Origin of the sequence: Herbaspirillum sp. NPDC101397 (assembly GCF_044767325.1) — a bacterium.
Classification (GTDB): Bacteria; Pseudomonadota; Gammaproteobacteria; order Burkholderiales; family Burkholderiaceae_D; genus Herbaspirillum.
Genome location: NZ_JBIWNS010000009.1, coordinates 39,373 through 65,409 on the forward strand (window position 1 = coordinate 39,373; position 26,037 = coordinate 65,409).

The 26,037-nt window shown below is 62.1% G+C and carries 20 protein-coding genes; 8 read left to right on the top strand and 12 right to left on the bottom strand.

What is annotated here, in order from left to right; translation table 11 throughout:
• Nucleotides 1-89 precede the first annotated feature (89 nt).
• The 3 genes from ACIROW_RS20600 to corA are packed head-to-tail and all read left to right on the top strand — an operon-like array spanning nucleotide 90 to nucleotide 3,431.
• Nucleotides 90-1,505 carry an MFS transporter gene (locus ACIROW_RS20600; RefSeq protein ID WP_402278391.1) on the top strand — a complete coding sequence of 472 codons (1,416 nt, stop codon included), beginning with the start codon at nucleotides 90-92 and terminating at the stop codon, nucleotides 1,503-1,505.
• Between the two features lie 27 nt (nucleotides 1,506-1,532).
• A complete protein-coding gene (locus ACIROW_RS20605) occupies nucleotides 1,533-2,423 on the top strand; it encodes a DMT family transporter (RefSeq protein ID WP_402278393.1) in 891 nt (296 codons plus the stop codon).
• 27 nt (nucleotides 2,424-2,450) lie between these two features.
• Nucleotides 2,451-3,431, top strand: coding sequence for a magnesium/cobalt transporter CorA (corA, locus tag ACIROW_RS20610; protein ID WP_402278395.1), 981 nt, complete (start codon nucleotides 2,451-2,453; stop codon nucleotides 3,429-3,431).
• Nucleotides 3,432-3,495: 64 nt separating this feature from the next.
• Here the strand turns inward: corA and ACIROW_RS20615 are convergent, their stop codons facing one another.
• Together ACIROW_RS20615 and ACIROW_RS20620 are read right to left on the bottom strand one after the other, a co-directional pair.
• The gene (locus tag ACIROW_RS20615; protein ID WP_402278397.1) at nucleotides 3,496-7,488 is read right to left on the bottom strand and encodes a translocation/assembly module TamB domain-containing protein; all 3,993 of its coding nucleotides are present in this window, start codon (nucleotides 7,486-7,488) and stop codon (nucleotides 3,496-3,498) included.
• 39 nt (nucleotides 7,489-7,527) lie between these two features.
• Nucleotides 7,528-9,288, bottom strand: coding sequence for an autotransporter assembly complex family protein (locus ACIROW_RS20620; RefSeq protein ID WP_402278399.1), 1,761 nt, complete (start codon nucleotides 9,286-9,288; stop codon nucleotides 7,528-7,530).
• Between the two features lie 302 nt (nucleotides 9,289-9,590).
• Between ACIROW_RS20620 and ACIROW_RS20625 the strand changes: the two genes are divergently transcribed.
• Nucleotides 9,591-10,403, top strand: coding sequence for a ferredoxin--NADP reductase (locus ACIROW_RS20625; RefSeq protein ID WP_402278401.1), 813 nt, complete (start codon nucleotides 9,591-9,593; stop codon nucleotides 10,401-10,403).
• An 81-nt stretch (nucleotides 10,404-10,484) separates the two neighbouring features.
• Here the strand turns inward: ACIROW_RS20625 and ACIROW_RS20630 are convergent, their stop codons facing one another.
• Complete coding sequence (locus ACIROW_RS20630; protein ID WP_402278403.1) at nucleotides 10,485-10,949, bottom strand: fimbrial protein; 465 nt, start codon at nucleotides 10,947-10,949, stop codon at nucleotides 10,485-10,487.
• A 359-nt stretch (nucleotides 10,950-11,308) separates the two neighbouring features.
• Here ACIROW_RS20630 and ACIROW_RS20635 point away from each other — a divergent pair, with 359 nt between their 5' ends.
• Nucleotides 11,309-11,977: a response regulator gene (locus tag ACIROW_RS20635; protein WP_402278405.1), complete on the top strand. Its 669-nt coding sequence runs from the start codon at nucleotides 11,309-11,311 to the stop codon at nucleotides 11,975-11,977.
• Between the two features lie 3 nt (nucleotides 11,978-11,980).
• Here the strand turns inward: ACIROW_RS20635 and ACIROW_RS20640 are convergent, their stop codons facing one another.
• On the bottom strand, nucleotides 11,981-12,325 hold the full coding sequence (locus tag ACIROW_RS20640) for a hypothetical protein (protein WP_402278407.1): 345 nt from the start codon (nucleotides 12,323-12,325) through the stop codon (nucleotides 11,981-11,983).
• 260 nt (nucleotides 12,326-12,585) lie between these two features.
• On the opposite strand from ACIROW_RS20640, the gene ACIROW_RS20645 reads away from it, so the two are divergent.
• From ACIROW_RS20645 to ACIROW_RS20655, 3 genes are all read left to right on the top strand, one after another.
• Entirely contained in the window at nucleotides 12,586-13,170 is a 585-nt protein-coding gene (locus tag ACIROW_RS20645; protein ID WP_402278409.1) for a fimbrial protein, read from the top strand.
• A gap of 126 nt (nucleotides 13,171-13,296) precedes the next feature.
• On the top strand, nucleotides 13,297-14,055 hold the full coding sequence (locus ACIROW_RS20650) for a molecular chaperone (RefSeq protein ID WP_402278411.1): 759 nt from the start codon (nucleotides 13,297-13,299) through the stop codon (nucleotides 14,053-14,055).
• Nucleotides 14,056-14,140: 85 nt separating this feature from the next.
• Nucleotides 14,141-16,765 carry a fimbria/pilus outer membrane usher protein gene (locus tag ACIROW_RS20655; protein WP_402278413.1) on the top strand — a complete coding sequence of 875 codons (2,625 nt, stop codon included), beginning with the start codon at nucleotides 14,141-14,143 and terminating at the stop codon, nucleotides 16,763-16,765.
• Between the two features lie 94 nt (nucleotides 16,766-16,859).
• Here the strand turns inward: ACIROW_RS20655 and ACIROW_RS20660 are convergent, their stop codons facing one another.
• The 8 genes from ACIROW_RS20660 to paaE form a co-directional block, all read right to left on the bottom strand.
• Nucleotides 16,860-17,654 (bottom strand): enoyl-CoA hydratase-related protein, encoded by a 795-nt coding sequence (locus tag ACIROW_RS20660; RefSeq protein WP_402278415.1) that lies wholly within the window; start codon nucleotides 17,652-17,654, stop codon nucleotides 16,860-16,862.
• Between the two features lie 14 nt (nucleotides 17,655-17,668).
• Entirely contained in the window at nucleotides 17,669-18,871 is a 1,203-nt protein-coding gene (gene pcaF / locus ACIROW_RS20665; RefSeq protein WP_402278417.1) for a 3-oxoadipyl-CoA thiolase, read from the bottom strand.
• 51 nt (nucleotides 18,872-18,922) lie between these two features.
• Complete coding sequence (gene paaK, locus ACIROW_RS20670; RefSeq protein ID WP_402278419.1) at nucleotides 18,923-20,266, bottom strand: phenylacetate--CoA ligase PaaK; 1,344 nt, start codon at nucleotides 20,264-20,266, stop codon at nucleotides 18,923-18,925.
• A gap of 58 nt (nucleotides 20,267-20,324) precedes the next feature.
• A complete protein-coding gene (gene paaI / locus ACIROW_RS20675; RefSeq protein WP_402278421.1) occupies nucleotides 20,325-20,840 on the bottom strand; it encodes a hydroxyphenylacetyl-CoA thioesterase PaaI in 516 nt (171 codons plus the stop codon).
• A complete protein-coding gene (gene paaH / locus ACIROW_RS20680; RefSeq protein ID WP_402278423.1) occupies nucleotides 20,833-22,377 on the bottom strand; it encodes a 3-hydroxyacyl-CoA dehydrogenase PaaH in 1,545 nt (514 codons plus the stop codon). Before paaH ends, paaI begins: the two co-directional genes overlap by 8 nt.
• Nucleotides 22,378-22,379: 2 nt before the next feature.
• Entirely contained in the window at nucleotides 22,380-23,171 is a 792-nt protein-coding gene (paaG, locus tag ACIROW_RS20685; protein ID WP_402278424.1) for a 2-(1,2-epoxy-1,2-dihydrophenyl)acetyl-CoA isomerase PaaG, read from the bottom strand.
• 17 nt (nucleotides 23,172-23,188) lie between these two features.
• Nucleotides 23,189-24,847, bottom strand: a complete 1,659-nt coding sequence (gene paaN, locus ACIROW_RS20690) for a phenylacetic acid degradation protein PaaN (protein ID WP_402278426.1) — start codon at nucleotides 24,845-24,847, stop codon at nucleotides 23,189-23,191.
• 87 nt (nucleotides 24,848-24,934) lie between these two features.
• Complete coding sequence (gene paaE, locus ACIROW_RS20695; RefSeq protein ID WP_402278428.1) at nucleotides 24,935-26,008, bottom strand: 1,2-phenylacetyl-CoA epoxidase subunit PaaE; 1,074 nt, start codon at nucleotides 26,006-26,008, stop codon at nucleotides 24,935-24,937.
• Between the last annotated feature and the right edge of the window lie 29 nt (nucleotides 26,009-26,037).

Genomic DNA, 26,037 nt, shown 5'->3' on the forward strand with positions numbered 1-26,037 from the left:
AAACGGTATACTGGAGCATATTTCCGTGATGCAACGGGCTCGCTGCGCAGAGGTCCGAATCAACGCTGACTCAACCAATTTCCCATCCCATGGCTTTACAGCGCACCTTCACCATTCCCCTCATCGTCGCCTGCGCCCTGTTCATGGAACAGATGGACTCTACCGTGATTTCGACCTCGCTGCCGGTGCTGGCGATCGACATGGCGGTCGATCCGATTTCACTCAAGCTGGCGTTGACGTCTTACCTGGTCAGCCTGGCCGTGTTCATTCCGATCAGCGGCTGGATGGCCGATCGCTTCGGCGCGCTGACGATTTTCCGTTCGGCAATCTGCGTGTTCATGCTGGGTTCCATCCTGTGCGGCGTCTCGCAAAACCTGCCGGAGTTCGTGGCGGCGCGCTTCTTCCAGGGCATAGGCGGCGCCATGATGGTGCCGGTCGGACGACTGGTGATTCTGCGCAGCGTCGACAAGGCCAACCTGGTCAAGGCGCTCAGCTACCTCACCATTCCGGCCATGTTCGGGCCGGTGTTGGGGCCGCCGCTGGGCGGCTTCATCACGACGTATTTCCACTGGCGCTGGATCTTCTTCATCAATATCCCGATCAGCATCCTCGGCCTGTACCTGGCCACGCGCTTCATCGCCAACGCCAAAGCGGATAGCGTCGCGCCGCTGGACTGGATCGGCTTCGTGTTGTCGGCACTGGGTTGTTCGCTGGTGATGATGGGACTGGCGACCACCGGACGCCACTTGGTGTCGGGCGATATTTCGCTGGCCTGCGTGGTGCTCGGCAGCCTGTCGCTGGGCGCTTACGTCTGGCATGCACGCCGTACCGAACATCCGCTGATCGACCTCAAGCTGCTCAAGATCGAAACCCTGCAGGCCGGCGTCGGCGGCGGCTCGCTGTTCCGCCTCGGCATCGGCGCGATTCCCTTCCTGTTGCCGCTGATGCTGCAGCTCGGCTTCGGCTTCAGCGCCTTCCATTCCGGCCTGCTGACCTGCGCGTCGGCGGCCGGCGCGATGTTCATGAAGACCATCGCGGCCAAATTCCTCAAACGCTACGGCTTCCGCCGGGTCATGATCGTCAACGGTACCTGCGGCGTGCTTTCGCTGGCGGCGATGGGCCTCTTCACGCCGGCCACGCCGTATGCGGTGATGTTGATCGTGCTGCTGATCGGCGGCTGTTTCCGTTCATTGCAGTTCACCAGCCTCAATGCGATTTCCTACGCCGATGTCGACACCAACCGCCTCAGCCAGGCCACCAGCATTGCCAGCGTGGCGCAGCAATTGTCGGTCGGCATGGGCGTGGTGCTGGGCGGTTTCGCCTTGCAGATGTCCAACCAGTTGCAAGGCCACGCGACGCTGGTCAGCCAGGATTTCTGGCCGGCGTTCCTGACGGTGGCGGTGGCGGCTTCGTTTTCGATCCCGATGCTCATGCGCCTGCCGCCCGATGCCGGCGCCGAGCTGGCCGGTCGCGACCCCAAGGCAAGCCGGGCAAGCGCAACGTAACTATTTCACCTCATCGCCATGGCCCACATGCAGCTCAAATACAGCATCTTCCCGATCAGCGCGATCCTGATCTGGTCCGGCAACACCATTGTCAGCAAGATGGCGGCGGGCGTGATCGAGCCGGCGGCGATGTCGTTTTATCGCTGGCTGATGGCCGGCCTGTTGCTGACGCCGTTTTGCCTGCGCGGCGTCTGGCGGCAGCGTCACCAGATTCGTCCGCACCTGTGGAAAGTCGTGGTGCTGGCGCTGTTCGGCATGGTGCTGTATCAGAGTCTGGCGTACTTCGCTGCGGCCACGTCCTCGGCCACCAGCATGGGCATGATCGCCTCGCTGATGCCGCTGCTGACCTTGCTGCTGAGCAGCATCCTGCTGCGCGAGCCGCCGACCTGGGGCACGCTGATCGGCGGCGTGCTCTCGCTGTTCGGCCTGATGATTTTGATCGGCAAAGGCCATCCGGCGCAACTGTTCACCAATGGCGTGGTGTTCGGCGACCTGCTGATGCTGGTGGCGACCGTCGCCTACGCTTTCTACGGCGTGCTGCTCAAGCGCTGGGCGCTGCCGATTGCCGCCTGGCATTTGCTCTACCTGCAAATCTGGGTGGCGGTGATCCTGCTGTTGCCGCTGTGCCTGGCGGCGCCGTATTCGCCGGTGACGGCGGCCAACCTGCCGCTGTTGCTGTATGCCGGCATCGCCGCCTCCATCATTTCGCAGATCCTGTGGATGAACGGCATCGCGCATCTGGGGGCGACGCACTCGACCATGTTCATGAACTTGTCGCCCATATTTACCGTCATAATTGCCATGGTCGTGCTGGATGAGGCTTTGCATTCGTATCACGCGGTCGGCGGCGGCATCACGCTGGCCGGCGTGGTGCTGGCGCAGGTGATCAAGCGCAGAATCGTACGGCCGGCCGTCTGACGGACAAACAGGAAAGCAGGCTCAAACATGAACAACGCAAACATGGTCGTCAATTGCACGGCCTACAAGAACGGCAAGAAGCTGCGCGACATCACGATCGAGGAAATCAGCGACGTGCTGCTGGAGGAAAATACCTTCGTCTGGGTCGGCCTGCTGGAACCGAGCGTCGAGCTGATGCGCCAGATCAAGGAAGAATTCAACCTCCATGAACTGGCCGTGGAAGACGCCTACGCCGCCCATCAGCGGCCCAAGATCGAGGAATACGGCGACACCTTGTTCGTGGTGCTGCAGACCGCGCAAGTGGTTGACGCGGTGGTGCAATTCGGCGAGACCCACATCTTCGTCGGTGCGCGCTTCGTGGTGTCGGTGCGGCACGGTTCGTCGAGAAGCTACGCCAAGGTGCGCGAGCATTGCGAGATGCTGCCCGAGCGCCTGGTCCGCGGTCCCAGCTACGTGCTGTACTCGATCATGGACTTCGTGGTGGACAACTACGGCCCCATCATGGACGACCTGGAAGAGCGTTTCGACAAGTACGAAGCGGAGCTGTTCGACCGTGTGTCGGAGCAAGTCCATTTACAGGATCTCTACCAGCTCAAGCGCCAGCTGATCAAGATCCGCTCGGCGGCGGTGCCGTTGCTGGACGTGTGTACGCAGCTGCTGCGCTTTCACGAAAACATCATCACCAAGGACGGCAAGGTCTATTTCCGCGACATCTACGATCACGTGGTGCGCCTGATCGAGACCGGCGACCGCCTGCGTGAAATGGTGGCGGCGGCGATGCAGATCGAGCTCGCCCAAGTGACCATACGCCAGAACGAAGTGGTCAAGCGCCTGGCCGGCTGGGGCGGCATCCTGGCGATCCCGACCATGATGTTCAGCTTGTACGGCATGAACTTCAAATACATGCCCGAGCTGGAGTGGCACTGGGGTTATCCGACAGTATTGATCGCCATTGGAGGATCATGCAGCTGGCTGTACTACCGCTTGCGCAAGGTCGGCTGGCTATAGAAAATCAGATGCAAAAAAAAGGGCGGTGTGGCATTCCACACCGCCTTTTTTACGTCCCGCCCAATCAGTCGAAACGTAGGTTGTACAGCACATTGAGGCCGTTGATGGTGCCGGTGCGCGCCACCAGCGACCAGCGCCGCGACAGCTGCCAGGTGGCCTTGGCGATGCTGGCCGCGCCTGTCAGGCTTTGTTCGTAGCCGAGCGAGAGCTTTTCGGAAATCGATTTGCCGAGATTGACCACCTGCTCGTCGGACAGGCCCGATTCGCTGGCGCCGATCGAGAACTGGTCAAGACCGATGTCCTTGGCAATCTTCTTGCCACCGTAGTTGCCGACGAAGGCCAGCGCCTGGCTGCTGGCGCTGCGCTGACCGAGCCCGGAACTGTCGCTGCCGTGGCCGAACATCATCCACGAGAGTTTTTCATCATCGGGAACGTTCGGTTCCGACACCAGGCGCACGCGCGGCTGGTTGGCGTTGCCGGTGACTTCGACGCCGGCTTCGACGTCCTGGTTGCGGCGCATGGCGAGGATGTTCAGATTGGGATTGCTGATCGGTCCCTGGAAGTTGATGATGCCGCGCTCGATGTTGAGCTTGGTGCCGAAGGCTTCGTAGGTGCCTTCGGCAACGCGCACGGTACCGGTGGCGCGCAGCGGCAGCAGCGGCTCGCTGCGCACGTTCATCTCGCCGCGCAGCTTGAGGTCGGCGCCACTGCCGTTGAAGCGGAAGCTGTCGCCGAGGTCGACCACGATGTTCATCACCGGCGCAAAACGTCCGGCCGGTTTCTCGGTCGCGGCCGTGAGCTTTTCCTTCGAGGTTGCGGCCGCGCCGGCCTTGGCGCGGGACTTGCCGTCCTTGTCCTTGCGCACGATCACGACGTCGTCGCCCAGCTTGGGCGCGCTGCTCTTGGGCAGGTCGAACAGAGCTTTGTCGACCACGAACTTGCCGTCGATGCGCAACTGCTCGTTGACGTTGGCCAGTTTGGCCTGGCCCGACAGCATCAGCTGGCGATCCGGGCTGGCGAACAGTTGCAGATGGTCGGCCACGATGGTGGCGTTCAGGTCGGGATCGGCGTCTCCCAACTTGACCTTGCCGGTGGCGCGCAGCGTGCCTTCGCCGCCATGGAATTCGATCTGGCGCAGGTCGATCACATTGTCGTCCATGACGATGCGCACGGTGCCGTCCTTGAGCTGGATGCCCTGGTCGAACAGCGTTACGGCCAGGCTGTCGCCATTGATGGCGCCGGACAGGCGCGGCTTGGCCAGCGTGCCGGCGGCGTTGAGATCCACCGCAAGCTTGCCGTCCAGGCTGTATTGAGGACCCAGCAGGGCGCCGATGGTCTTGACGTCGGGCACGTTCAAGCGCGCGTGGGCGGTCAGCGGCGAGTCCGGCAGCAGCGTCAGTACGCCGTCCTGGCGCATGAGACCGGCTTGGCCCTGGGCTTCAATTGTGCCGACGCGGGCAGCAGCTACGCGGCTGTTGAACTTCGCTTCCTGACCGGCGAGATCGACCCGCAGTTGCAGCGTCGAGAGGCCCAGGGCGACTTGCGAATTGCCGGTGTTGACCGACACGTCGCCGCTCTTGCGCAGCACCTGCAGGAAGCCCGAGGCGGTTTCCGCCAGCGAGAAATTCCAGTCGGCGTCAAGCACCAGATCGGTCTTCGCCGGCGGCGCAGCAGCGGATGCGCCAGTCATTTCCTGCACCAGTTCCAGGATACGACCGACGTCGAACGCCTTGGCGCTGCCTTCGGAACGGATGCGGCCTTGCTGGTAGCTCAGGCTGCGCAGGTCGATTGCCATGCGGTCGACATTGAGCCGGGTGGCGCCCGCCACCAGCGTATCGGCGGCGAGCGTGAGGCTCAGCGGCGACGCCAGCGCAATGCGCGGCAGGCCCTGGTTGTCGAGTTTGTCGATGACGCCGTTCCAGCCGTAGCCGTTCTTGTCTTCGGTGACCTTGCCGTGGGCGTTGAGCTGCAGCGCCAGCGTCTGGTTGCGTACGCGGCCGTCGGCCTGCACGGCCAGCTTGTGGTCGCCATAGGTGCCGGACAGCGTCAGTTTCAATTGGTTGAGCGTGGCGTCGGGGCCGCTGTAGCCGTCGCCGTCGATGCTCAGTTGCAGCTTGTTGTTGGCGGATGCTGCGCCTGTGTTGAGATCGGTCTGCAGGTCGGCCTGGCCGCCGAGCCGGTTCAGGTGATGCGGACCGAACGCCAGTTGCTGGCCGCTGTAGGTCGCACGCAGGTTGGGGCGTTGCATGCTGCCGGTGAGCTGGCCGTCCAGCTTGAGCAGGCCGGAAATACCAAAGCCCAACCGCGCCAGTTGCGGCGCATCGACATGGATGTCGAGTTTGTCGGACGGCGCGCCGAATGCACCCTTGAGCTGCAGCTGGTTGCCTGCCACCAGCAGGTCCAGGCTGCTCGGCAACAGGCGCTTGCCGGCCAGTTGCAGCTTGCCGTTGCCGCTCATGGGCAATTGGTCGTAGCTGCTGTCGTGGATGGAAAAATTCAGTTTCGCCTGCAACGCCGGCGAGAGCGAACCGGTGGTGTCGAAGTCCATGTTGATGCGCGCGGTGATCGCGTGCGCTGCGGTTCCGGCCTTGGCATTGGCCGGCACCTTGCCGGTCTTCACCCACAGTGAAGGATCAAAGTTGGCCAGCTTGCCCTTGAACGCATATTCCATGGCGCCGACCGTGCCCAATGTACCGGCCAGTTCCAGCCGCGCCTTCTGCGCCGTCAGCAGCACTTGTTTCAGCGCGACTTGCTCGGGCGTGACGGCGGCGTCGGCCTGGATGCTGTATTGCGCGTCTTGCAGCTTCAGCAGGATGTCCTGGCCGCCGGGCTTGAGGACGACGTTGAGCGGACCGGCCAGGCGGGTCGGCTTGAGTTCGTTGTGAATCGCATGCAGATCGAGTGCGGCAACCTCGAAGTCGAAGCGGCCGGCCTTGTCAGCGGGGTGGAACTCACCCTTGCCGGTCAACGTGGCGTTCTTGAGCAGCGCAATGCGCAAGTCGCTCAGTTGCTGGCTGTCGACGCCGAGATCAACTTTGGCCTTGACCGAGTTCAGCGGCAGGCGTTGCTGGTCGAGACTGCCGGGGATGGCGTTGACAATCTCGACCGGGCCGGCGACGCGCAAATTGTCCGCCGTCGCGCCGGCCACCGGCGCCAGATCGGCGTGCAACTGCAGATCTGCCTTCGGCGCGCCGCTGCTGAAGGCTTGCGGATTGACGTGCTGCACGTCGACCCTGGCGCGCTTGAGCGGCACCGTGGCGAACGGCGTGGCGACGACGTCGGCGTTGCCGTTGAGTTTGTCGCCGGTGGCGGTCAGGGCGATGCCGAGCTCCTGCAGCGAGCCGGACAATTGCGCCGCCAGCTGGAATTTTTCAGAGATCTTTTCCTGCGCATACAAGCCCGCCAGCTCGATGCCGCCGTTGAGCGCGAACGGCTGCTTGCCGTTCAGGTGCAGCAGCGCCGTGGCCTGGCCGAAAGCAGTAGTCAGCTTGTCCAGCACCAGCGTGTGCTGCACGCCGTCCGAGGTGCCGTGCAATTGCAGGCCGCTCAGTTCGGTGATGGACGTGCCTTGCTGCAGAATCAGTTTTTGCAGCGAGACGTCGTTCAGGTTCAGCGCCAGCGGCAGGCTCAACGACGTCGGCATGATGGTCGGCGTAGGCGGCGATGGTTGCTTGTTGATGTCGACCGTGCCTACGTGAAGGTAACTGATGGTGAGGCGGCGCTGGGTGAGCGACAGATTCCAGGCTGCGTCGATGCGATCGATGTCGAGTTGCATCGTGGCGTCGCGATAACGCAGGTTGCGCATGTGCAGGCCGTCGGCCAGGCTGCCGCCGCCGTGCACGCCGGACAATTTCCCTTGCATGCTCCAGACGGCGAAGCGCCAGGCATTGCGCGCGCCGCTGTCGGTGCCGACCACCCACGCCAGCGTCGCCGCCAGCGCCAGCAACAAGGCGGCCACAGCGAGCAATGCGTAAAGCGCCCGGCGACCGGCGCGTCCGCGCTTGGGTGGGGGCGCTTGCTGGTCTTCAGGATGATCGGTGGCGGTTGGTGCGGTCATGCGTGCGTCGGTTAAAAGTGATTGAGGTTCAAGAGCGAATCAGAAAGCGATGCCCAGCGAAATGTGCGGACGGATCTGCTTCTTTTGCACGCCATAGGCCAGGTCGAGGTTGAGCGAACCGACCGGACTGCGCCAGCGCGCGCCGGTGCCGACGCCGTTATAGAAGGTCTTGTTGTTCCAGTTGTCGGCGGCGGCGCCGACATCGTAGAACACCGCCGCGCCCCATTTTTCCGTGAACCAGCGCTGGTACTCGGCGCTGCCGGTCACCAGGTATTTGGTCGGATAGACGGTGCCGTTGACTTCATTGCCGATGCTTTGATAACTGTAGCCGCGCACCGAATCGTTGCCGCCCGCGCGGAACAGCAGCGACGCCGGCACTTCGGAGGCCGAGCCTTTGGTGAACACGCCGCCGAGCTCGGTACGCAGGATGATCAGGTCGCGCTTGGCGACCGGCAGATATTGCTTGAAGCGACCGTACAGGCGGCCGAAGGTCTGGTCGGTGATCACGCCCTTGACGGCGAAGCCGGTTTCCAGCGTCAGCAGGTTGCCCTTGCGCGGGAAGATGGGGTCGTCGACGTTGCGGCGCGCCCACGAGAAGCCCGGTACCAGCGCCTGATGGCGGCCTTGCGTGACGACAGTGTCGGGCGGCAGGGTGGCGCCGTTTTCCTGTTGCAGCTGGTCGCGGTAGTAGGTCAGCGTGTAGGCGGTGTCGTAGAACTCGCCCGTGCGTGCGCGCTTGATGCCGGTGCGCAGGCTGCGCAAGTCGACGCCTTCCAGGCGGGTGCGCTCCATCGAGGCGTTGACGCTGTTGACGAAGGCTTTTGTATCGGGCGGCATGGCCAGGTTGAGGAGGCCGTACTGGCGTTTCTGTTCGAGCCGCAGCTGGCTGTCGAACACGTATGCCTTGTTGAACACGTTGTAGTGCGAATAGCGGCCTTCGACCTGGGCGCCGGTGTCGGTGGCGTACCCGATACCGGTGCGAATGCGTTGCGTGGCGAATTCGGTGACTTGCACTTTTACGGGCGCCATGTCGGCGTTTTCAGGATCGTTGTCGATGCCGACGATGGCATTGCTGAAGTAGGGCGTGTTCTGGATCTGGCGTTGCAGCGACAGCAGGCGATTGACGTCGTACTCTTCGCCGACGCTGAGCGGGTTGACGTTACGGATGATGCTTTCGGGATAGCGCTTGGTGCCGGTGATCTGCAGCGGACCGAGCGTGAAGCGCGGGCCGCTGTCGTAGTGCACGGTCAGGTCGGCCTGCTGGTCGTCGGGGTCGACGCTGGCCTGCGATTCTGCGATACGGGCGGCGGCGTATTTGTGCTGCTGCAATTTGTCCAAGCCCTGGTTCTTGGCCTTGTCCCAGTCTTCCTGGCGGAATGGCGCGCCGACCGGCAGCGCCCAGGTTTTCTGAATATCGCTCACGCGTGCGGCGTCCTGCTCGGCGGCCGCGCCGGAGACGCTGACGTCAGCCGAGTTGATCTTTGTCTGCGGACCGGCGTCGACATGCAGCTGCACCAACTTTTCCTGCTTGCCGTCCTTGTCCAGGCGGACTTCGGTTTTGGGCGAAAAATAACCTTCGGTCGAGGCCAGTTGCACCACCTGGTCGCTGACGGTGTCGAGCAGGAATTGCAATTGTTCCTCGCTCAGGTCTGCGCGGTCCTGATAACGCATCAGGTCGAGGTGCTCCTTGAGGATTTTCTTGAGCGGATCGGGGGCGCTGATCTCAACCTTGTAGGCGGCATGCGCCGCGCCGGCAGCGCAGGACAGGAGGGCAATCGCTAATCGGCAAGTCCATTTCATCGGGTGTTCGTTGATTCTTGGTTTTTCGTAATCATGCACTTGCCGGGGCGTTCAGGCTGAAGTGCGGTTAGGATGTTGGTTGTGGCCCTGCCGGAGGGGATTAGTTCCCCTGCAACGCGCATGGCTATTGGCGCCGGCGGACGTATGGGCAGCCCTTCGCGGCGATCAGTTGCCATTGTATCCGGCAAAGTGGCGTATCGAGCGAAGCAAGCCCCGGGCAGGGCATTTTTGAGAGTTTTCCCAGACGTCGCTGGACGTTCGGGATGTTAGAGCCCGTTTCTTTGTGAAACGGGTTCTAATGCATGCAGACAAGGAGCAAGGACGTGAACGCGCAAATCCCGGCAACCGAAAAGGCCACACAGGAAACCTTGGTTTCCGTGCATCGCTGGACCGACAAATTGCTGACCTTCCGGACCACGCGTCCCGCAGAATATCGTTTTACACCCGGCCAGTTCGCTCGGCTGGGCTTGCTGGTCAACGGCGAAATGGTCTGGCGCGCCTATTCGATCACGTCGGCCGAGACGGAACACGAACTGGAGTACTACGCCATCGTGGTTCCCGACGGCCTGTTCACCACCGCGCTGAACGCCCTGAAGCCGGGCGACCCGGTGTGGGTCGAAAAGCTCAGCTACGGCTTCATGACGCCCGACCGGTTTGGCGGCGGCGACGACTTCTGGATGTTGGCGACCGGGACCGGGCTGGGACCTTATGTTTCCATCCTGCAGCAGCCGGAAGTCTGGCGGCAATTCCGCAATTTGGTGCTGGTGCACTGCGTACGCCACGAAGAAGAGCTGACCTATCAGGAAAAATTCCAGGCCTTGCGTGAACAGGCTGCAGCGCAAAACCTGCCGGGCCGGTTGCAGCTCATCCCCATGACCACGCGCGACGATGCCGCCGGACATCCTGACCGCCTGCACGGACGCATCACCAGCGCCTTGCGCGACGGCAGCCTTGAGCGCAAAGCCGGGCTCGACATCAATGCCGACGCATCACGCCTGATGGTGTGCGGCAATCCCGACATGATCACCGAGGTGCGGGAAATCCTGCGCGAGCGCGGACTCGGTCCGTGCCGCCGTGCTGGCGGAGGTCAATTCATTACCGAAGATTATTGGTGACGGTAGTGCAGGTGCGCGCAGCTCGCGCACTTCACTGAACGGACGTGCTGCGCCGCCTGGCGTAGCCGTCCGTTTTACTTTCTAGCGATAGTCGAAAGAAACCAGTACGGTGCTGTGCATGGCGGCGGCATCGACGTTGGCCGCCTTGCGCAAAGTTGCCGTCAATGGAATGGACACCGCCTGTCTGCCCTTGAAGTTGTAGCTGATGCTGTCGCCCGGACCGATCAGCGTCGCGCCATGACTGATGGCAACTTCCGCACCCGCCGTACCGCCGTCGAAGGTCTTGCGGCCGGTCGCCGTGCCCATGTCCTGCATGGAAATCCGCACGGACTGGCTGTTGTCGCAATACACGCTGAAGGGAATCTTGCTGCCGCCGCGCGACGTCGACAGTGTCTTCATGTCGATCGCCTGGGTTTCCACCGTGCATCCCGGATCGACGATTGCTCCGGAAAAGCGTATGGTTCCTCCAATGGCGAAAGCCAGCGAAGAGCATGTGCCGATGATGCCGAAGACGGCCAGGCGTTGAAAGCGGATGGTGGTGGGCATGGGTTGATACTCCTCGAAAAATAGGCTGCTGAAACGGACTGAGCAATTCGATGTTATATCGAATTTTTTCGAGAGTTTGAGAGGGTGTTACTTATATTGAATTGAATTTTTTCTAGATTATATGTCGCGATAGTTTTGTTTGCTGTTGCTTTTTCGCAATTTAAAAAAATCGCAAAAAAATATTTTTCGCCACGCGTCATAGGAGAAAAAACGCTTTGCCGGGATTAGCGAAAAACAGCAGGGAACCAAGCAAGATGGCTGCCACTCCAGAGCATATATTTTTTGAGGGGCATATCGCACTTGCACGAAGTGCGTATGGTTGAAGCCGCTAAGCGTGCAAATTAATGATAGGAGAATGTATGAGTTTAATTTTGAACAAGGTCCTGCAAATCGCGATTGCAGATGATCATCCGGTGGTGCTCAACGCACTCAAACACGAACTGGGCCGCCTGCCGGAATTCCGCATCGTGCTGATGGCGCACACCGGCGACGAATTGCTGGAGTCCCTGCAGCGCACGCCTTGTGAAGTGGTCATCACCGACTTTGCCATGCCCACCGAAGAGAAGGACGAGGCTGACGGCTTCGTGCTGATCAAGCGCATCCGCGCCGAGTTTCCGTCAACCAAGTTGATCGTCTACACCGCGATGAGCAACAGCGCCGTGGTCAAGCGCCTGTATCGCATGGGCGTCTTCTCCGTCATCAGCAAGAAAGAAAAAGCCGATGAACTGGTCAACGCCTGTCTCGCCACCCAATCGGCCAAGCAGGTCTATTTCCCCGTCTCGTTGCGCGGCGAGCTGGAAATGAGCTGGGCCCAGGGCGATGCGTTCGCACAAAACAAGGAGCTCACCATGAGCGAGTTGGAAGTGGTGCGACTGTTCGTCGGCGGCTGCTCTCTCGGCGACATCTGTGATCGACTGTCGCGTACGCCCAGTACCGTCAGCACGCATAAGAACAACGCCATGCGCAAGCTTGGCCTGGCGACGGACGCAGACCTGATCAAGTACGCGTACGCGACTGGCATGATCTGATTTTTATCGATTGATAAAAGAGGGGTTGGCAATCGCCGCACTCGCGGCCAAAAAAATAGATTGATCTGCAGGGATATGCGACGGACATCGTCCGGCGCGAAGCGGAAAACAATCATCTTCGACAGAGCGCAGCAGATGGGGCGCGCTCTTTCTTTCCTCCTTCCCATTTTCCTTTTCCTTTTCGCTTTTTCCTTCCGCACCCGGTGAGGCGAGACGCGTGCGCGTCTTCGCTTTTCTTTTCCTGAAACATGCATTGCTCTGCGCGCAGCATTGCGTTGCCGGAGCAGAGAACGCGTCTCGACATTCATCTTGATGGTCTGATTGTTGTGCAGCGCGCAGAGTTTTCATGTCCTGTCTCAACGGATTTTGTCGGATTTTTTTCATCGGGAGCAGTTTGAGATTTTTCTTATATTTTTAGCACCGGTGAATCCCTATGATGCGTCCTGTGATGAATGTGTCAGAACCAAAAGCGACACGCTCAACGCAACGTCACGCTACGCAATGCAAGGTCGCCCGGCGGTATCGGGGGAAGCTGTAGCAAGGTCTTTTGCAGGTTCAGGCATCTGCATGAATTGCGAAAAATTTTAAATTCCATTTGGAGTATCAACATGAAAAAAATCATCCTGTCTTCGTTGCTGGTGATCGCGGCAGCACCAGTTCTTTCCCAAGCGGCTGACGGTACCATCACCTTCAACGGTAATGTCACCGGTCAGACCTGCAGCATCAGCGGCAACGGTGGTACCAAGGACTTCACAGTTAAATTGGACTCTGCTCCAACTTCTGCGCTTGCCGGTAAGGGTCAAACTGCTGTTGTCCGGAACGATACGATCAGATTCGTTCTGACCGGTTGCACCAATAACGGCGCCACTCCTGCCGCGAACGGCGCTGTCCGCGTCCGATTTGACGGCGGTCCGACAGTGAATCCTACGACGCATCGTCTGATCAATACCACTGGTGCGAATTTTGCCACCAATGTTGAAATCGGTTTGATCAATTCGGACTTCTCGGATATCAATATCGGCGGCGATCAAAACACAGGTGGCAATCCCTATATCCCGATCACCGGCGACACTTCTGCAACCCCCAGCACCGGCACCGCGACAGTCGTCTACGGCACCAAGTATGTGGCAACTGGCATAGCAACAAGAGGTCAGGTCGTTACCACAGTTCAGTACAGCCTCGATTTTCAATAAGTCGTCCGGTTCAAAAAAGCGCCGGTCTTGGGCCGGCTTTTTTTGACGCCATCTTTGCACCTGAGTCCGGGTGTCGGGCATCAGCCTCATGCATCCGGGCTCATCAACAGCAAATAAGGGATACCTATGAAACGCACCATAACAAGAACAGCCGTTGCCTTGCTGCTGGCTGCCGGCGCCGCCTCCAGCTGGGCAAGCGTGATTATCCACGGCACGCGCGTGATTTTTCCGTCCAGCGAAAAAGAAGTGTCCGTACGCCTCAGCAACGAAGGGCAATCGCCAGGTCTGATCCAGATGTGGATGGACGCAGGCAACCCCGATGCCAAACCGGATGAAACCAAAGTGCCGTTCATCCTGACGCCGCCGTTGTTCCGTATCGAACCGGGCAAGGGACAGACCCTGCGCATGATCTACACGCGCGAGCCCCTGCCGCAGGACAGGGAATCGGTTTTCTACCTGAACCTGCTCGAAGTGCCGCCGCGGCCGGTCGATCTGGACGCGGAAAACGTCAACTTCATGCAGATGGCCTTCCGTACACGCATCAAGGTGTTCTACCGTCCCAAGGCCCTGGACAACCAAGAGGCCTATTACAAGGTGCCATCGCAGATGACATGGACAGTCGTGCGCGAAGACGCCGGTTACGCGCTCGAGGTCAAGAACCCGTCGCCGTATTACTACAACCTGATCAATGCCGGCCTGGCCGCGTCGGTGGAAGGCGGAAAAGACATCATGAATAGCGAAGGCGGCATGGTCGAGCCGGGCGGCACCCAGCGATATCCGCTCAAGGACCTCAAGAGCATGCCGGCTGCGGGGCAAAAAGTGAAGTTCGAATTCCTGAATGACTATGGCGCCGGCGTTGTCGGCGAAGGCGTGTTATCGAAGTGATCGTCCGGGCGGTGAACATATCGCCGTGCCATTTTTACCCTCATTGAAACGCAGCAGGCCCTCGCAAGAGGGCAAAGCAGAAACCATGAAACCCATTCGACAGACGTTCAAGCGCAAGCCCTTATGCAACATGATCCTGATCATGCTTGCCGCGTTGCCGGCCAGCGCCGCTTACGCGGAAAAGAAGCCGACTACCCTGGCGCAGGCACAGTTCAACGACCAGTTCCTGCAGCGCAAGGATGGCAAGTCGGTCGATTTGTCGCGCTTCCAGAACGGCAATCCGGTCCAGGCCGGGTCGTATCGCGCCGACGTCTACGTGAATGACTCCTGGATGGGGCGGTCGGATGTGGTGATGCGCAGTGTCAATGGCGATCCGACCAACGTGGTGTTCTGTGCGGATCGTGCTTTCCTCGACATGGCCGGTGTCGACTTCGCCAAACTCTCGCCCGAGGCGCTGGCGATCATCAAGCAGGCAGCACCGGAAAGCTGCCTCGATATTGAAGAACTGATTCCCAGTGCGACCGCATCGTTCGACAATGCCGAACTGCGCCTGAATGTCAGTATTCCGCAGATTGCGCTGCGCCGGCAGGCGCGCGGCTACGTCAGTCCGGAATTCTGGGATCGCGGCGTCAATGCGGGGATCCTCGGCTACAACTTCAATACCTATCGCACCAGCACGCCTGGAGCGCCGTCCAATTCATCCTCTTATCTGGGTCTCAACGGCGGCATCAATCTGGGCGACTGGCGCCTGCGCAATTTTTCGGCGGTGACGAAACAAAGCGGCGGTCAGACGCGTTTCCAGAATACCGCGACCTATCTGCAGCGCGATCTCATCGACCTGAAAAGCCAGCTGACCATCGGCGACACGTTCACGCCAGGTAATTTTTTCGACAGTTTCTCGTTCCGTGGCGTGCGGCTGGCATCGGATGATCGCATGCTGCCGGACTCCCTCAGCGGCTATGCGCCGGTGGTGCGCGGTGTCGCCAAAACGAACGCCAAGGTGACGGTGTCCCAGGGCGGCAACATCCTCTATGAAACCACGGTCGCTCCCGGTCAGTTCGAGATCAACGATCTGTACGCCACCGGTTACGGCGGCGACCTGACGGTCGTCGTCACGGAAGCTGACGGCAGCCGCAGCAGTTTCACCATCCCGTATTCATCAGTGGCGCGATTGCTGCGCCCAGGCGTCGGCCGCTACAGCGTCACCGCCGGTCGCACACGCAGCTACGGATTGTCGCAGGCCAATTTCGTCCAGGCGACGTATGAGCGCGGCATGACCAACAGCGTCACGCTGTTCGGCGGCGCCCAGGCGGCCAACGATTATCTGTCGGCGGTAGGCGGCGCGGCGCTCAACACCGAGGTCGGCGCGTTCTCGGCCAGCATGACGCAGTCGCACGCCAAGGTGTCGGAACAGGAGACGCGTTCCGGTCAGAGCTACCGGGCCGATTACAGCAAGTTGCTGAAAGACACCGGCACCAATCTGTCACTGGCGGCATATCGGTATTCCAGCGCAGGTTTCATGCGCCTGCAGGACCTGTTGGCGGCAAAAGACCAGATCGCAAGAGGATTGCCCGGCAGTCAGATCGACCGCCAACGCAGCCAGCTGCAATTGTTGGTCAATCAGTCCCTGGGCGACAAGAATGGTTCCTTCTACCTCAGCAGTTCGATGCAGAACTACTGGAACCGCGACGGCTCGACACTGCAATACCAGGCCGGCTACAACAACAACTGGAAGATGATCAGCTACAGCGTCTACATGCAGCGCCAGAAAGACTTGGCCACCGGCGCCACCAGCACCCAGTACTACGCCAGCGCCAGCATGCCGCTCGGACGCGAAGTGCATTCGCCGATGATGACGGCCAGCGTCAGCAAGGACAGCGCCGGCGGCACCAGTTTGCAATCGACACTCGGCGGCGTGCTGGGAGAGGACAATGCGTTCAGCTATGGTGTCAGCGCAGGCAAGAACCCGGGTTCCTCGACCGCGTCGGTCAATGGCCAGTACCGGGCCGCTTACGCCAATGTCGGCGGCAGCTACGGTTATACGACCGGCGGTTCGACGCAAATGTCGGCGCAGGTGTCCGGCGCCATCGTCGCGCATCCGGGCGGCGTGACGCTGGCCCAATCGGTGGGTGAAACCATCGGTATCGTCGAGGCGCGCGACGCCGAAGGCGCCATGGTCAACACCGCCGGCGTGCGGGTGGACGGTCGCGGCTACGCCGTCGTGCCTTACATGACGCCATACCGTCTCAATGAAATTGCCCTTGATCCCAAGGGTACCTCTACCGACGTCGAACTGGCGGTGACCAGCCAGCGCGTGGCGCCGCGGGCAGGGGCAGTGGTGATGTTGAAATATCCGACCGTGAGCGGCCGCTCCATGCTGTTGCAGGTGACGCTGCCCAACGGCGATGCGGTGCCGTTCGGCGCCGAAGCGCTGGATGACAAGGGCAACTCGATCGGTCTGGCCGGGCAGGGCGGCCGTGTGTTCGTGCGCACCACCAACGAGGATCAGGGAAGCCTTCAGATGCGTTGGGGACCTGCGGCGACCCAGCAATGTTCGGTGCAGTACCAGCTGCCGCCGCGTCCGACGGACGCCAAAGGCATCGTGTTCGACACGGCGGAAGCGCGCTGCGAGTTCACGCCCCAGGCCGCCAGCAAGAAGCCGGACCTCAATATCGTCGGCAAAGTCGCAAGCCCGAGCGTGACGCGCTAATCAACTGCGTCCCCTCAAAGAAAAAGCCGTCCACGAGACGGCTTTTTCCATGGGATTGCCGCGTCACCGGCATCGGAAAGAATGCAGACCCGATTCAGCGTCCGACAAACTTCGCTGCGCGCTTTTCCTTGAACGCAGCGATTCCCTCGCGGCGATCTTTGCTGGCTGCCAGCAGCGAGAAGGACTTGCGCTCCAGGTTCAGGCCGGCTTCCAAGCCCAGCTCATATGACTTGAGCATGGCTTCCTTTGCCAGCCGCAACGCCAGCGGCGACTTGGCGGCGATGGTCTCGGCCAGCGCCAGCGCACGCGGCAGCGTTTGCTCATCGTCGGCAACTTCGGCAATCAGGCCCGCAGACAAAGCATCGTCAGCCGACAAGAACTCTCCGCTCAGCACCATCTTCATCGCCAGCGGCTTGCCGACCGTACGGATCAGGCGCTGCGTGCCGCCTGCGCCGGGGATGGTGCCGAGGTTGATTTCCGGTTGGCCGATCTTGGCGCCGCGCCCGGCGATGGCGATGTCGGCGTGCATCAGCATTTCGCAGCCGGCGCCCAGCGCGTAACCATTGACGGCGGCCAGCAGCGGCTTGCTGAATCCGGCGATGGCTTTCCAGTATTGCGGACGGACGTCGAGCAGGGCGCCGATGGCGTCGGTTTGCGCCATCTCGTTGATGTCGGCGCCGGCGGCGAATACTTTCGCGCCGCCGGTGATAACCACCACGCGGATGCTGTCGTCGGCTTCCGCCAGCGCCAGCTCTGCGGCGATTTCGCGCAGGCTGTTGTTGCGCAGCGCATTGCGCACGTCCGGGCGGTTGAGCGTGATCAGCAGCACGTGCGCGCTGCTGCGTTCAACCAGGATGTCCTGATGGGCGGTGACAGGTTGGTCGCTCATGGAGTGGCCGCCCTTCAGACGCGTTCGATGATCACGGCGATACCCTGGCCGACGCCGATGCACATGGTGCACAGCGCGTAGCGGCCGCCGGTGCGTTCCAGCTGGTTGATCGCGGTGGTGATCAGGCGTGCACCGGACGCGCCCAGCGGGTGGCCGATGGCGATGGCGCCGCCGTTCGGATTGACGTGGGCGGCATCGTCCGCCAGGCCGAGATCGCGTGTCACCGCCAGGCCTTGTGCTGCGAAGGCTTCGTTGAGTTCGATCACATCCATTTGTTCCAGCGTCAGTCCGGTCTGGGCCAACACCTTGCGCGAAGCCGGCGACGGGCCGAAGCCCATGATGCGCGGCGCCAAGCCCGCTGTGGCCATGCCCAGCACCTTGGCGCGCGGCTTCAATTTATAGCGGTCGACGGCGGCGGCCGAGGCCAGCAGCACGGCGCAGGCGCCGTCGTTGACGCCAGAGGCGTTGCCGGCGGTGACGGTGCCGTCCGGACGGACCACGCCTTTCAGGCGACCCAGCGCTTCGACCGTGGTGTCAGGGCGCGGATGCTCGTCGTCCTTGACGATCTTGGGATCGCCCTTCTTTTGCGGGATCGTGACCGGCACGATTTCGCCGGCGAAGAAACCGGCTGCATTGGCGGCGGCCCAGCGTTGCTGACTGCGCACGGCGAAGGCGTCCTGGTCGGCGCGGTTGATCTTGAACTCGTCAGCCACGTTTTCTGCCGTCTCCGGCATGGAGTCGATGCCGTATTTGGCCTTCATCAGCGGATTGATGAAACGCCAGCCGATGGTGGTGTCTTCGATCTTTGCCGAGCGTGAGAAGGCAGACTCCGCCTTGGCCATCACGAACGGCGCGCGCGTCATGCTTTCCACGCCGCCGGCGATCACCAGGTCGCATTCACCGGCCTTGATGGCGCGGGCGGCGGTGCCCACCGCATCCATGCTCGAACCGCACAGGCGGTTCAAGGTAGTGCCAGGCACCTCGACCGGCAAGCCGGCCAGCAGGCCTGCCATGCGCGCCACGTTGCGGTTGTCTTCACCGGCCTGGTTGGCGCAGCCGTAGATGATGTCGTCGACCTTGGTCCAGTCGACGCCGGGATTGCGTTCGATCAGCGCACGGATCGGCAACGCGGCCAGGTCATCGGCGCGTACGCCGGCCAGGGCGCCGCCAAAGCGGCCGAAAGGGGTGCGGATGGCGTCGCAGATAAAAGCTTCCATGATGTTCCTTGTCTGTTGCCTGATGGCTGAATAGGGGTTGGTTCGTGTTGTTCAGATCGCGCCGGTCGGCGCTTCATGCACCACCTTCGGACGCTGGTCGATCACGCGCTTGGCCTTGCCCACGGCTGACCGCTCGATCTTGCCGCTGGCCACCACCTGCACCGCCGTGGTCACGCCCACGTGCGTCTTGATGTGATGCTGCAGCTCGTTCGCCAGCGCATCAATGTCGCCCGCCGACAGCGCAACTTCGGGACGCAGTTCGACCGTCACGCCCAAGGTGTCGAGATGGCCGTTGCGACCGACCACCAGCTGATACTGCGGCGCCAGCTTCGGCATCTTCAGGATCAGTTCTTCGATCTGGGTCGGAAACACGTTCACGCCGCGGATGATCAGCATGTCGTCGGAGCGGCCGGTGATCTTGCCGATGCGGCGCATGGAGCGCGAGGTCGCCGGCAGCAGGCGCGTCAGGTCGCGGGTGCGGTAGCGAATGATCGGCAGCGCTTCCTTGGTCAGCGAGGTGAACACCAGTTCGCCGTCGGAGCCGTCCGGCAGCACTTCGCCGGTTTCCGGGTTGATGATTTCGGGATAGAAATGATCTTCCCAGATCACCGGGCCGTCCTTGCTTTCAATGCATTCGCTGGCCACGCCCGGTCCCATGACTTCGGACAGGCCGTAGATGTCGACCGCGTCAATGCCGGCGCGCGCCTGGATCTCGGCGCGCATGGCGTCGGTCCACGGCTCCGCGCCGAAGATGCCGACCTTGAGCGAACTGTCGACCGCATCCAGACCCTGGCGTTGGAATTCTTCAATGATGTTGAGCATGTACGACGGCGTCACCATGATGATGCTCGGCTTGAAATCCTGGATCAGCTGGACTTGTTTCTCGGTCTGGCCGCCCGACATCGGGATCACCGTGCAGCCCAGCTTCTCGGCGCCGTAGTGCGCGCCCAGGCCGCCGGTGAACAGGCCATAGCCGTAGGAGATATGCACGATGTCGCCCTTGCGGCCGCCGGCTGCGCGGATCGAACGCGCCACCACGGTGGCCCAGGTGTCGATGTCGTTCTGGGTGTAGCCGACCACGGTCGGCTTGCCGGTGGTGCCGCTGGAGGCGTGGATGCGCACGACCTGCTCGCGCGGCACCGCAAACATGTTGAACGGGTAGTTGTCGCGCAGGTCCTTCTTGCCGGTGAACGGGAATTTGGCCAGGTCGGCCAGCGTCTTCAGGTCGTCCGGATGCACGCCGGCGGCGTCGAACGAGGCGCGGTAATGCGGCACGTTGTCGTAGGCGTGCTTGAGCGACCATTTCAGGCGCTGCAATTGCAAGGACTGCAGCTCGTCCTTGCTGGCGGTTTCGATGGCTTCCAGGTCGCCTGGTTGTGGGGTGCGTTGTGGCATGGTGGTCTCCGTGAGGGCTCTGCTCTATTGTGTAATGGGTAATTTCGTGTTCAGCACGTCAGGCTGCAGCGGCGCGCGCCAGCGCCGTGGCGTCCAGTCCGGCGATGACTTCGCCCTTGATGCGATAGGACTTGCCGCGGAACAGCGCGATACGCTTGCCGTCCTGGTTGGTGACGGTGATGTCGTAGACGCCGGTGCGTCCCGCCAGCGATTGCTCGATGGCTTCCGCCGTCAGCACGTCGTTGACCGCGCCGGGCGCCAGGTACTCGATGCTGCAGCCGGAGGCGACCGTGGCCTGGTTGCGGCTGTTGCATGAGAATGCGAATGCGCTGTCGGCCAGCGCAAAGATGAAGCCGCCGTGGCAGGACGCATGGCCGTTGAGCATGTCTGAACGCACCAGCATCGACAGCCGCGCATAACCGGGACGCACTTCATGGATCTTCATGCCCAGCGCCTGTGTGGCGTTGTCGCGTGCATACATGGACTTGGCGGTGGCTTCGGCCAGCGCCTGCGCTTCTTCGGGGTTGAGCGCAACCGCGGGCACAGCAGCGGCGTTGATGATTGCTTCAGCCATGGAACTTTCCTTTGCTTGCGGTTTTTCTCATGATCAGCGGCGACACGCGGTAGCGGTCTTCGCCATAGGCGGCGGCCAGGTGCGACAGCACTTCGGCGATGGTGTCCAGTCCGATGGCGTCGGCCCAGGCCAGCGGTCCGCGCGGATAATTGACGCCTTTCTGCATCGCCATGTCGGCGTCGGCGGCGCTGCACACGCCCTGGTTGACGGTGTCGGCGGCTTCGTTGGCGAGCATCGCCACCGTACGCATGACTGCCATGCCCGGCACGTCGTCCAGACGCGAAACGGCAAAGCCGGCCGCCTGCAGCAGCGCAACAATCGAGGAATAGGCGGCGTCGCTGCACTGATCGGCGCGCGTCACGGCCACGCGCGTGGCCTTGCCGAAGTCCAGCGCCAGGTCGATCAGCACGGTATCGGCATGACGGTTGTCGGCGGCGCGCTGCGTGGCGCTGCGGCCGTCGGTCAGATAGGCGCGGGCGCTGCCGCACTGGAGCACTGCATTATCGGCGCCGGGAGTGCTGCTACGTTCTACGCTGACGTTGCCCAGTCGTGCAGCCAGCGCCTCGGCCAGCGCGCCGGTGCCGAACAGCTGTACCGCCTGCGCCGCACGTTCAAAGGAGCCCTCGGTAGCCGGCGTCGGTGCGACGGCATCCGTGCCGTAGCGATAGAAGCCGCGTCCGCTCTTGCGCCCGAGGAAGCCGGCGTTGACTAACTCCTGCTGAATCAGCGACGGCGTAAAGCGCGGATCGGTGAAGTAGGCGTTGAATACCGACTGCGTCACTGCAAAGTTGACGTCATGACCGATCAGGTCCATCAGCTCGAACGGTCCCATGCGGAAGCCGCCGGCTTCGCGCAGGATGGCGTCGATGGTGGCCGGTTCGGCCGCCTGCTCATTGAGGATGCGCAGGGCTTCGGCGTAGTAGGGACGCGCCACGCGATTGACGATGAAGCCCGGCGTCGATTTGGTGTGCACCGGATTTTTGCCCCAGGCCAGCGCGGTGTCGTACACGCACTCGGCCACGGCCGCATCGCTGGCCAGGCCGCTGATGATTTCGACCAGCGCCATCAACGGCACCGGGTTGAAGAAATGCATGCCCACCAGTCGTTGCGGCAACCGTAGCGCGGCGCCGATGCTGGTGATGGAAATCGACGAAGTGTTGCTGGCGAAGATGCAGTCGTCCGCGACCACGGCTTCCAGGTCGGCGAACAGCTTGCGCTTGACGTCGAGGTTTTCGACGATGGCTTCGACCACCAGGCCGGCTTCGGCTAGCTCGGACAGGGCCGCCGCCGGACGCAGGCGTGCCGTGGCGGCGCGCGCTTCGTCGGCCGTCATGCGGCCCTTGTCGGCCAGCTTGCTGAACATGCCGCCGATATCGGCGATCGCTTTCGCCACCGCTTCGGCGCGCGTGTCGAACAGCTGCACGGTGTAGCCGGCTGCTGCCGCCACTTGCGCGATGCCGGCGCCCATGGCGCCGCTGCCGATGACGGCAACAGTGCGCGAAGGGGCCAACGCTTTGGGATAATTGCTGCCGGACATGCTCATTCTCCGGTGAACAGCGGCGCGCGCTTTTCAAGGAAGGCCGTGACGCCTTCCTTGTAGTCGCGGCTATAACCGAGCGCGCGCATGCTGTCGCGTTCCAGCGCCAGCTGTTCGGTCAGGGTATTGGCCGGGCTCTGATAGATCGCCGCCTTGGTGTGCGCCAGACCCTTGGTCGGCGCGGTGGCGAAATGTTGCGCCATGGCGCGCGCTTCAGTTTGCAATTTGTCGTCGTCGACGCATTTCCAGATCAGGCCCCATTGCTCGGCTTGTTCGGCGCTCAGCTTGTTGCCCAGCATCGCCAGGCCCATGGCGCGCGCGGTGCCGACCAGGCGCGGCAGGAAGTAGGTGCCGCCGGTATCCGGCAGCAGGCCCAGCTTGCAGAACACTTCCACGAAGCTGGCCGAACGCGCCGCCAGCACGATGTCGCACGCCAGCGGAATATTGGCGCCGGCGCCAGCGGCCACGCCATTGACCGCGCAGATCACCGGGAAGGGCAGGGCGCGCAGCGTCTGCACCAGCGGGCCGTAGTATTTTTCAATCGATTCGCCCAGATCGACGGCGCCGTCGCCCGGCTTCACCGCGCGGTCGGACAAGTCCTGCCCGGCGCAGAAGCCGCGACCCGCGCCGGTCAGCAGCAAGACGCGCACGCCGGCGTCGGCCTTGATTTTTTCCAGCGCATCGCGTACTTCCAGATGCATGGCGACCGTGAAGCTGTTGAGCTTGTCGGGCCGGTTCAGCGTGATGACGGCGACGCCGTCGGTGTTTTCAAACAGGATGGATTCGTATTGCATGGCGGGTTCCTAAACGATCAGACAGGTTCGCGGGTCTGCACCACGCGGAAGCGGCTTGCGACAAAGGCCGTATCGGCCAGCGCGGCGTTGGCCGCCGGATTGGCGCCGGTGCCGTGGAAGTCGCTGAAGGCCGCCGACTGATTGACGAACACGCCGCCGGTCAGGTTCAGCGACAGCGCCACGCCGGCTTCGGCGGCGGCATCACCCAGTGCTTCCTTGACGGCCGCATCGGTGGTGTAGGCCGACAGCGTCAGCGCGCCATGTTCGCGCACGGTTTTCTCGGCCAGCCTGATGCTCTCGGCGGTGCTGTCGGTGCCGATGGCAAACGAGATCGGGCCGAAAAACTCTTCCGTCACGGCCTTGCCGCCGGCCGCCTTCACCAGCAGCGGCGTACGAATGCGTGCCTCGGGGAATTGCGGATGTTGCAGCGCTGTGCTGTCGAGCACAACCTCGCCGACCTTGCGCGCCGCCTCGATGCGGTCCAGCACGGCAGTGTTCTGGATCGCGCCCAGCAATTCCACCGCCTTGACCGGATCGCCGGTCAGCTTGTTGATTGCCTCTCCGATGGCGGCCACCACGGCGTCAAAGCTCACATGGCCTTCTTCGGTGGCGATGCCGTCTTTCGGGATATAGATGTTCTGCGGCGTGGTGCACATCTGGCCGGAATACAGGACCAGCGAAAACGCGATGTTGCGCGCCATGCCCTTGAAGTCGGCGGTCGAGTCGATGACGATCTGGTTGACGCCGGACTTCTCGGTGAAGACTTGCGCCTGCACTGCATTGCGCTCCAGCCAGTTGCCGTTGGCGGAACTGCCGGTGAAGTCGATCAGCTTGATCTCCGGACGCAGCGCCAGTTCGGTGGCGACCTTGTCGCCGGCTTCATGCGCGACCAGGGTGACGACGTCGGGATTGAAACCGGCTTCGGCGATGACCGCGCGCGCGATCTCGACGGTGATCGCCAGCGGCAGGATCGCACCCGGATGCGGCTTGACGATCACGGTGTTGCCGGTCGCGAGGTCGGCGAACATGCCGGGATAGCTGTTCCAGGTCGGGAAGGTGCAGCAGCCGATCACCAGGCCGATGCCGCGCGGCACGATACGGAAGCTCTTCTGCATCTTCAGCGGGTCGTGCTTGCCTTGCGGTTTTTCCCAATGCGCGCCGGCCGGGATACGGCTGGTTTCCTGCCAGGCGTAGGCGATCGCTTCGACTGCGCGGTCCTGCGCATGCGGGCCGCCGGCCTGGAAGGACATCATGTAGGCCTGGCCGGTGGTGTGCATGACGGCATGGGCGATTTCGAAGCTGCGGGCGTTCAGGCGGGCGACGATTTCCAGCGCGACGCCGGCCCAGACTTCCGGTCCGGCCTTGCGCCAGGCGACGCCGGCGGCGGCCACGCCTTGCAGCAGCTGATCGATGTCGGCCTTCGGGTAAGTGATGCCGAGCGCCGGGCCGTAAGGCGAGACTTCATTGCCGGTGCGGCCGGTGGTGCCGGCCTGGTCGATCTCGAACGGACGGTTGAGGCGCGCCTCGTAAGCGGCCTTGCCCTCGTCGGCGGCGGTTTCGCCGTAGACGCGCGGGCTTGGGCTTTCGCTGTACGGGCTCCAGTAGCCGCGTTCACCGATGGCTTGTACCGCTTTATCCAGCGTGGCGCGGTGGCGTTCAAAGAAGGTGGTCGACATGTGGTCTCCTGAATGATTGTGTAGTGGTCGACGTAGGATCAGTTGGGATCAGTTGGGATCAGCGCGGATCAGCTCGGCTCAGCGAGTTTAATTATCCTGATCGAAGTCGATCAGCAGCTTGTCGGTGACCGGGAAGCTCTGGCAGCTCAGCACGAAGCCGCGCGCGATTTCATAGTCTTCCAGGCAGTAGTTGGCGTCCATGTCGACCTTGCCTTCGACGATCTTGCAGCGGCAGGTGGCGCAGACGCCCCCCTTGCACGAATAGCGCATGTCGATGCCGTTCTTGAGGCCGGCGTCGAGCAAGGATTCTTTTTCCTTCTCCATCGTGAAGACGGTGTGGTAGCCGTCGACGATCACGGTGACTTCGCATTCCTGCTTGCCGACCACCGGACGTTGCGCCACGGCCTTGTGTTTCGGGATGCTGGCGGCGAACAGTTCGACCTTGATGGCGGACTTGTCCAGGCCGTTGGCCTGCAGCGATGCGCTGACCGCGTTGAGCATCTCTTCCGGGCCGCAGATGAAGGCGGCGTCGATGTCGTCGAGGTCGATCCAGGACTTGAAGAACTGATCGCATTTTTCGCGCGTGATGCGGCCGTTGAACAATTCAACGTCCTGCTGTTCGCGGCTCATGACGTAGACGATGTTGAGGCGTTCCAGGTAGACGTCCTTCAGATCAGTCAGCTCTTCCTTGAAGATCACCGACGACGACGCGCGGTTGCCGTACACCAGCGTGAAGCGGCTGCCCGGTTCGGCCAGCAGCGTGGTCTTGATGATCGACAGCATCGGCGTGATGCCGCTGCCGGCGGCGAAGGCCAGGTAGTGCTTCTGGTTGGCGGCGTCCAGCGGCAGGTTGAAGTGGCCCATCGGCGGCATCACCTGCAGGCTCTGGCCCGGCTTGAGCGTGTCGTTGGCCCAGGTCGAAAAGACGCCGCCTTGCGTGCGCTTGATCGCCACGCGCAACTGGTCGTCCTGCACCGCCGAGCAGATCGAGTAGGAGCGGCGCAGGTCTTCGCCGTTGATCTCGGAACGCAGCGTCAGGTGCTGGCCCTGCTGGTACTGGAAGGTCTCTTTGAGTTCGGCCGGCACGTCGAACGACACGACGATGGTGTCGCGGGTTTCGTTCTTCACGTTGCCGACGGTCAGAGGATAAAATTTGCTCATGATGGATGTCTGCCTGATGTGCTTGGGAC

What these genes read in the sequence shown, in the direction of transcription:
- ACIROW_RS20600 (WP_402278391.1), top strand. Translation starts at nt 90, where the DNA reads ATGGCTTTACAGCGCACCTTCACCATTCCCCTCATCGTCGCCTGCGCC.
- ACIROW_RS20605 (WP_402278393.1), top strand. Translation starts at nt 1,533, where the DNA reads ATGCAGCTCAAATACAGCATCTTCCCGATCAGCGCGATCCTGATCTGG.
- corA (WP_402278395.1), top strand. Translation starts at nt 2,451, where the DNA reads ATGAACAACGCAAACATGGTCGTCAATTGCACGGCCTACAAGAACGGC.
- ACIROW_RS20615 (WP_402278397.1), bottom strand. Translation starts at nt 7,488, where the DNA reads ATGACCGCACCAACCGCCACCGATCATCCTGAAGACCAGCAAGCGCCC.
- ACIROW_RS20620 (WP_402278399.1), bottom strand. Translation starts at nt 9,288, where the DNA reads ATGAAATGGACTTGCCGATTAGCGATTGCCCTCCTGTCCTGCGCTGCC.
- ACIROW_RS20625 (WP_402278401.1), top strand. Translation starts at nt 9,591, where the DNA reads ATGCAGACAAGGAGCAAGGACGTGAACGCGCAAATCCCGGCAACCGAA.
- ACIROW_RS20630 (WP_402278403.1), bottom strand. Translation starts at nt 10,949, where the DNA reads ATGCCCACCACCATCCGCTTTCAACGCCTGGCCGTCTTCGGCATCATC.
- ACIROW_RS20635 (WP_402278405.1), top strand. Translation starts at nt 11,309, where the DNA reads ATGAGTTTAATTTTGAACAAGGTCCTGCAAATCGCGATTGCAGATGAT.
- ACIROW_RS20640 (WP_402278407.1), bottom strand. Translation starts at nt 12,325, where the DNA reads ATGAAAACTCTGCGCGCTGCACAACAATCAGACCATCAAGATGAATGT.
- ACIROW_RS20645 (WP_402278409.1), top strand. Translation starts at nt 12,586, where the DNA reads ATGAAAAAAATCATCCTGTCTTCGTTGCTGGTGATCGCGGCAGCACCA.
- ACIROW_RS20650 (WP_402278411.1), top strand. Translation starts at nt 13,297, where the DNA reads ATGAAACGCACCATAACAAGAACAGCCGTTGCCTTGCTGCTGGCTGCC.
- ACIROW_RS20655 (WP_402278413.1), top strand. Translation starts at nt 14,141, where the DNA reads ATGAAACCCATTCGACAGACGTTCAAGCGCAAGCCCTTATGCAACATG.
- ACIROW_RS20660 (WP_402278415.1), bottom strand. Translation starts at nt 17,654, where the DNA reads ATGAGCGACCAACCTGTCACCGCCCATCAGGACATCCTGGTTGAACGC.
- pcaF (WP_402278417.1), bottom strand. Translation starts at nt 18,871, where the DNA reads ATGGAAGCTTTTATCTGCGACGCCATCCGCACCCCTTTCGGCCGCTTT.
- paaK (WP_402278419.1), bottom strand. Translation starts at nt 20,266, where the DNA reads ATGCCACAACGCACCCCACAACCAGGCGACCTGGAAGCCATCGAAACC.
- paaI (WP_402278421.1), bottom strand. Translation starts at nt 20,840, where the DNA reads ATGGCTGAAGCAATCATCAACGCCGCTGCTGTGCCCGCGGTTGCGCTC.
- paaH (WP_402278423.1), bottom strand. Translation starts at nt 22,377, where the DNA reads ATGTCCGGCAGCAATTATCCCAAAGCGTTGGCCCCTTCGCGCACTGTT.
- paaG (WP_402278424.1), bottom strand. Translation starts at nt 23,171, where the DNA reads ATGCAATACGAATCCATCCTGTTTGAAAACACCGACGGCGTCGCCGTC.
- paaN (WP_402278426.1), bottom strand. Translation starts at nt 24,847, where the DNA reads ATGTCGACCACCTTCTTTGAACGCCACCGCGCCACGCTGGATAAAGCG.
- paaE (WP_402278428.1), bottom strand. Translation starts at nt 26,008, where the DNA reads ATGAGCAAATTTTATCCTCTGACCGTCGGCAACGTGAAGAACGAAACC.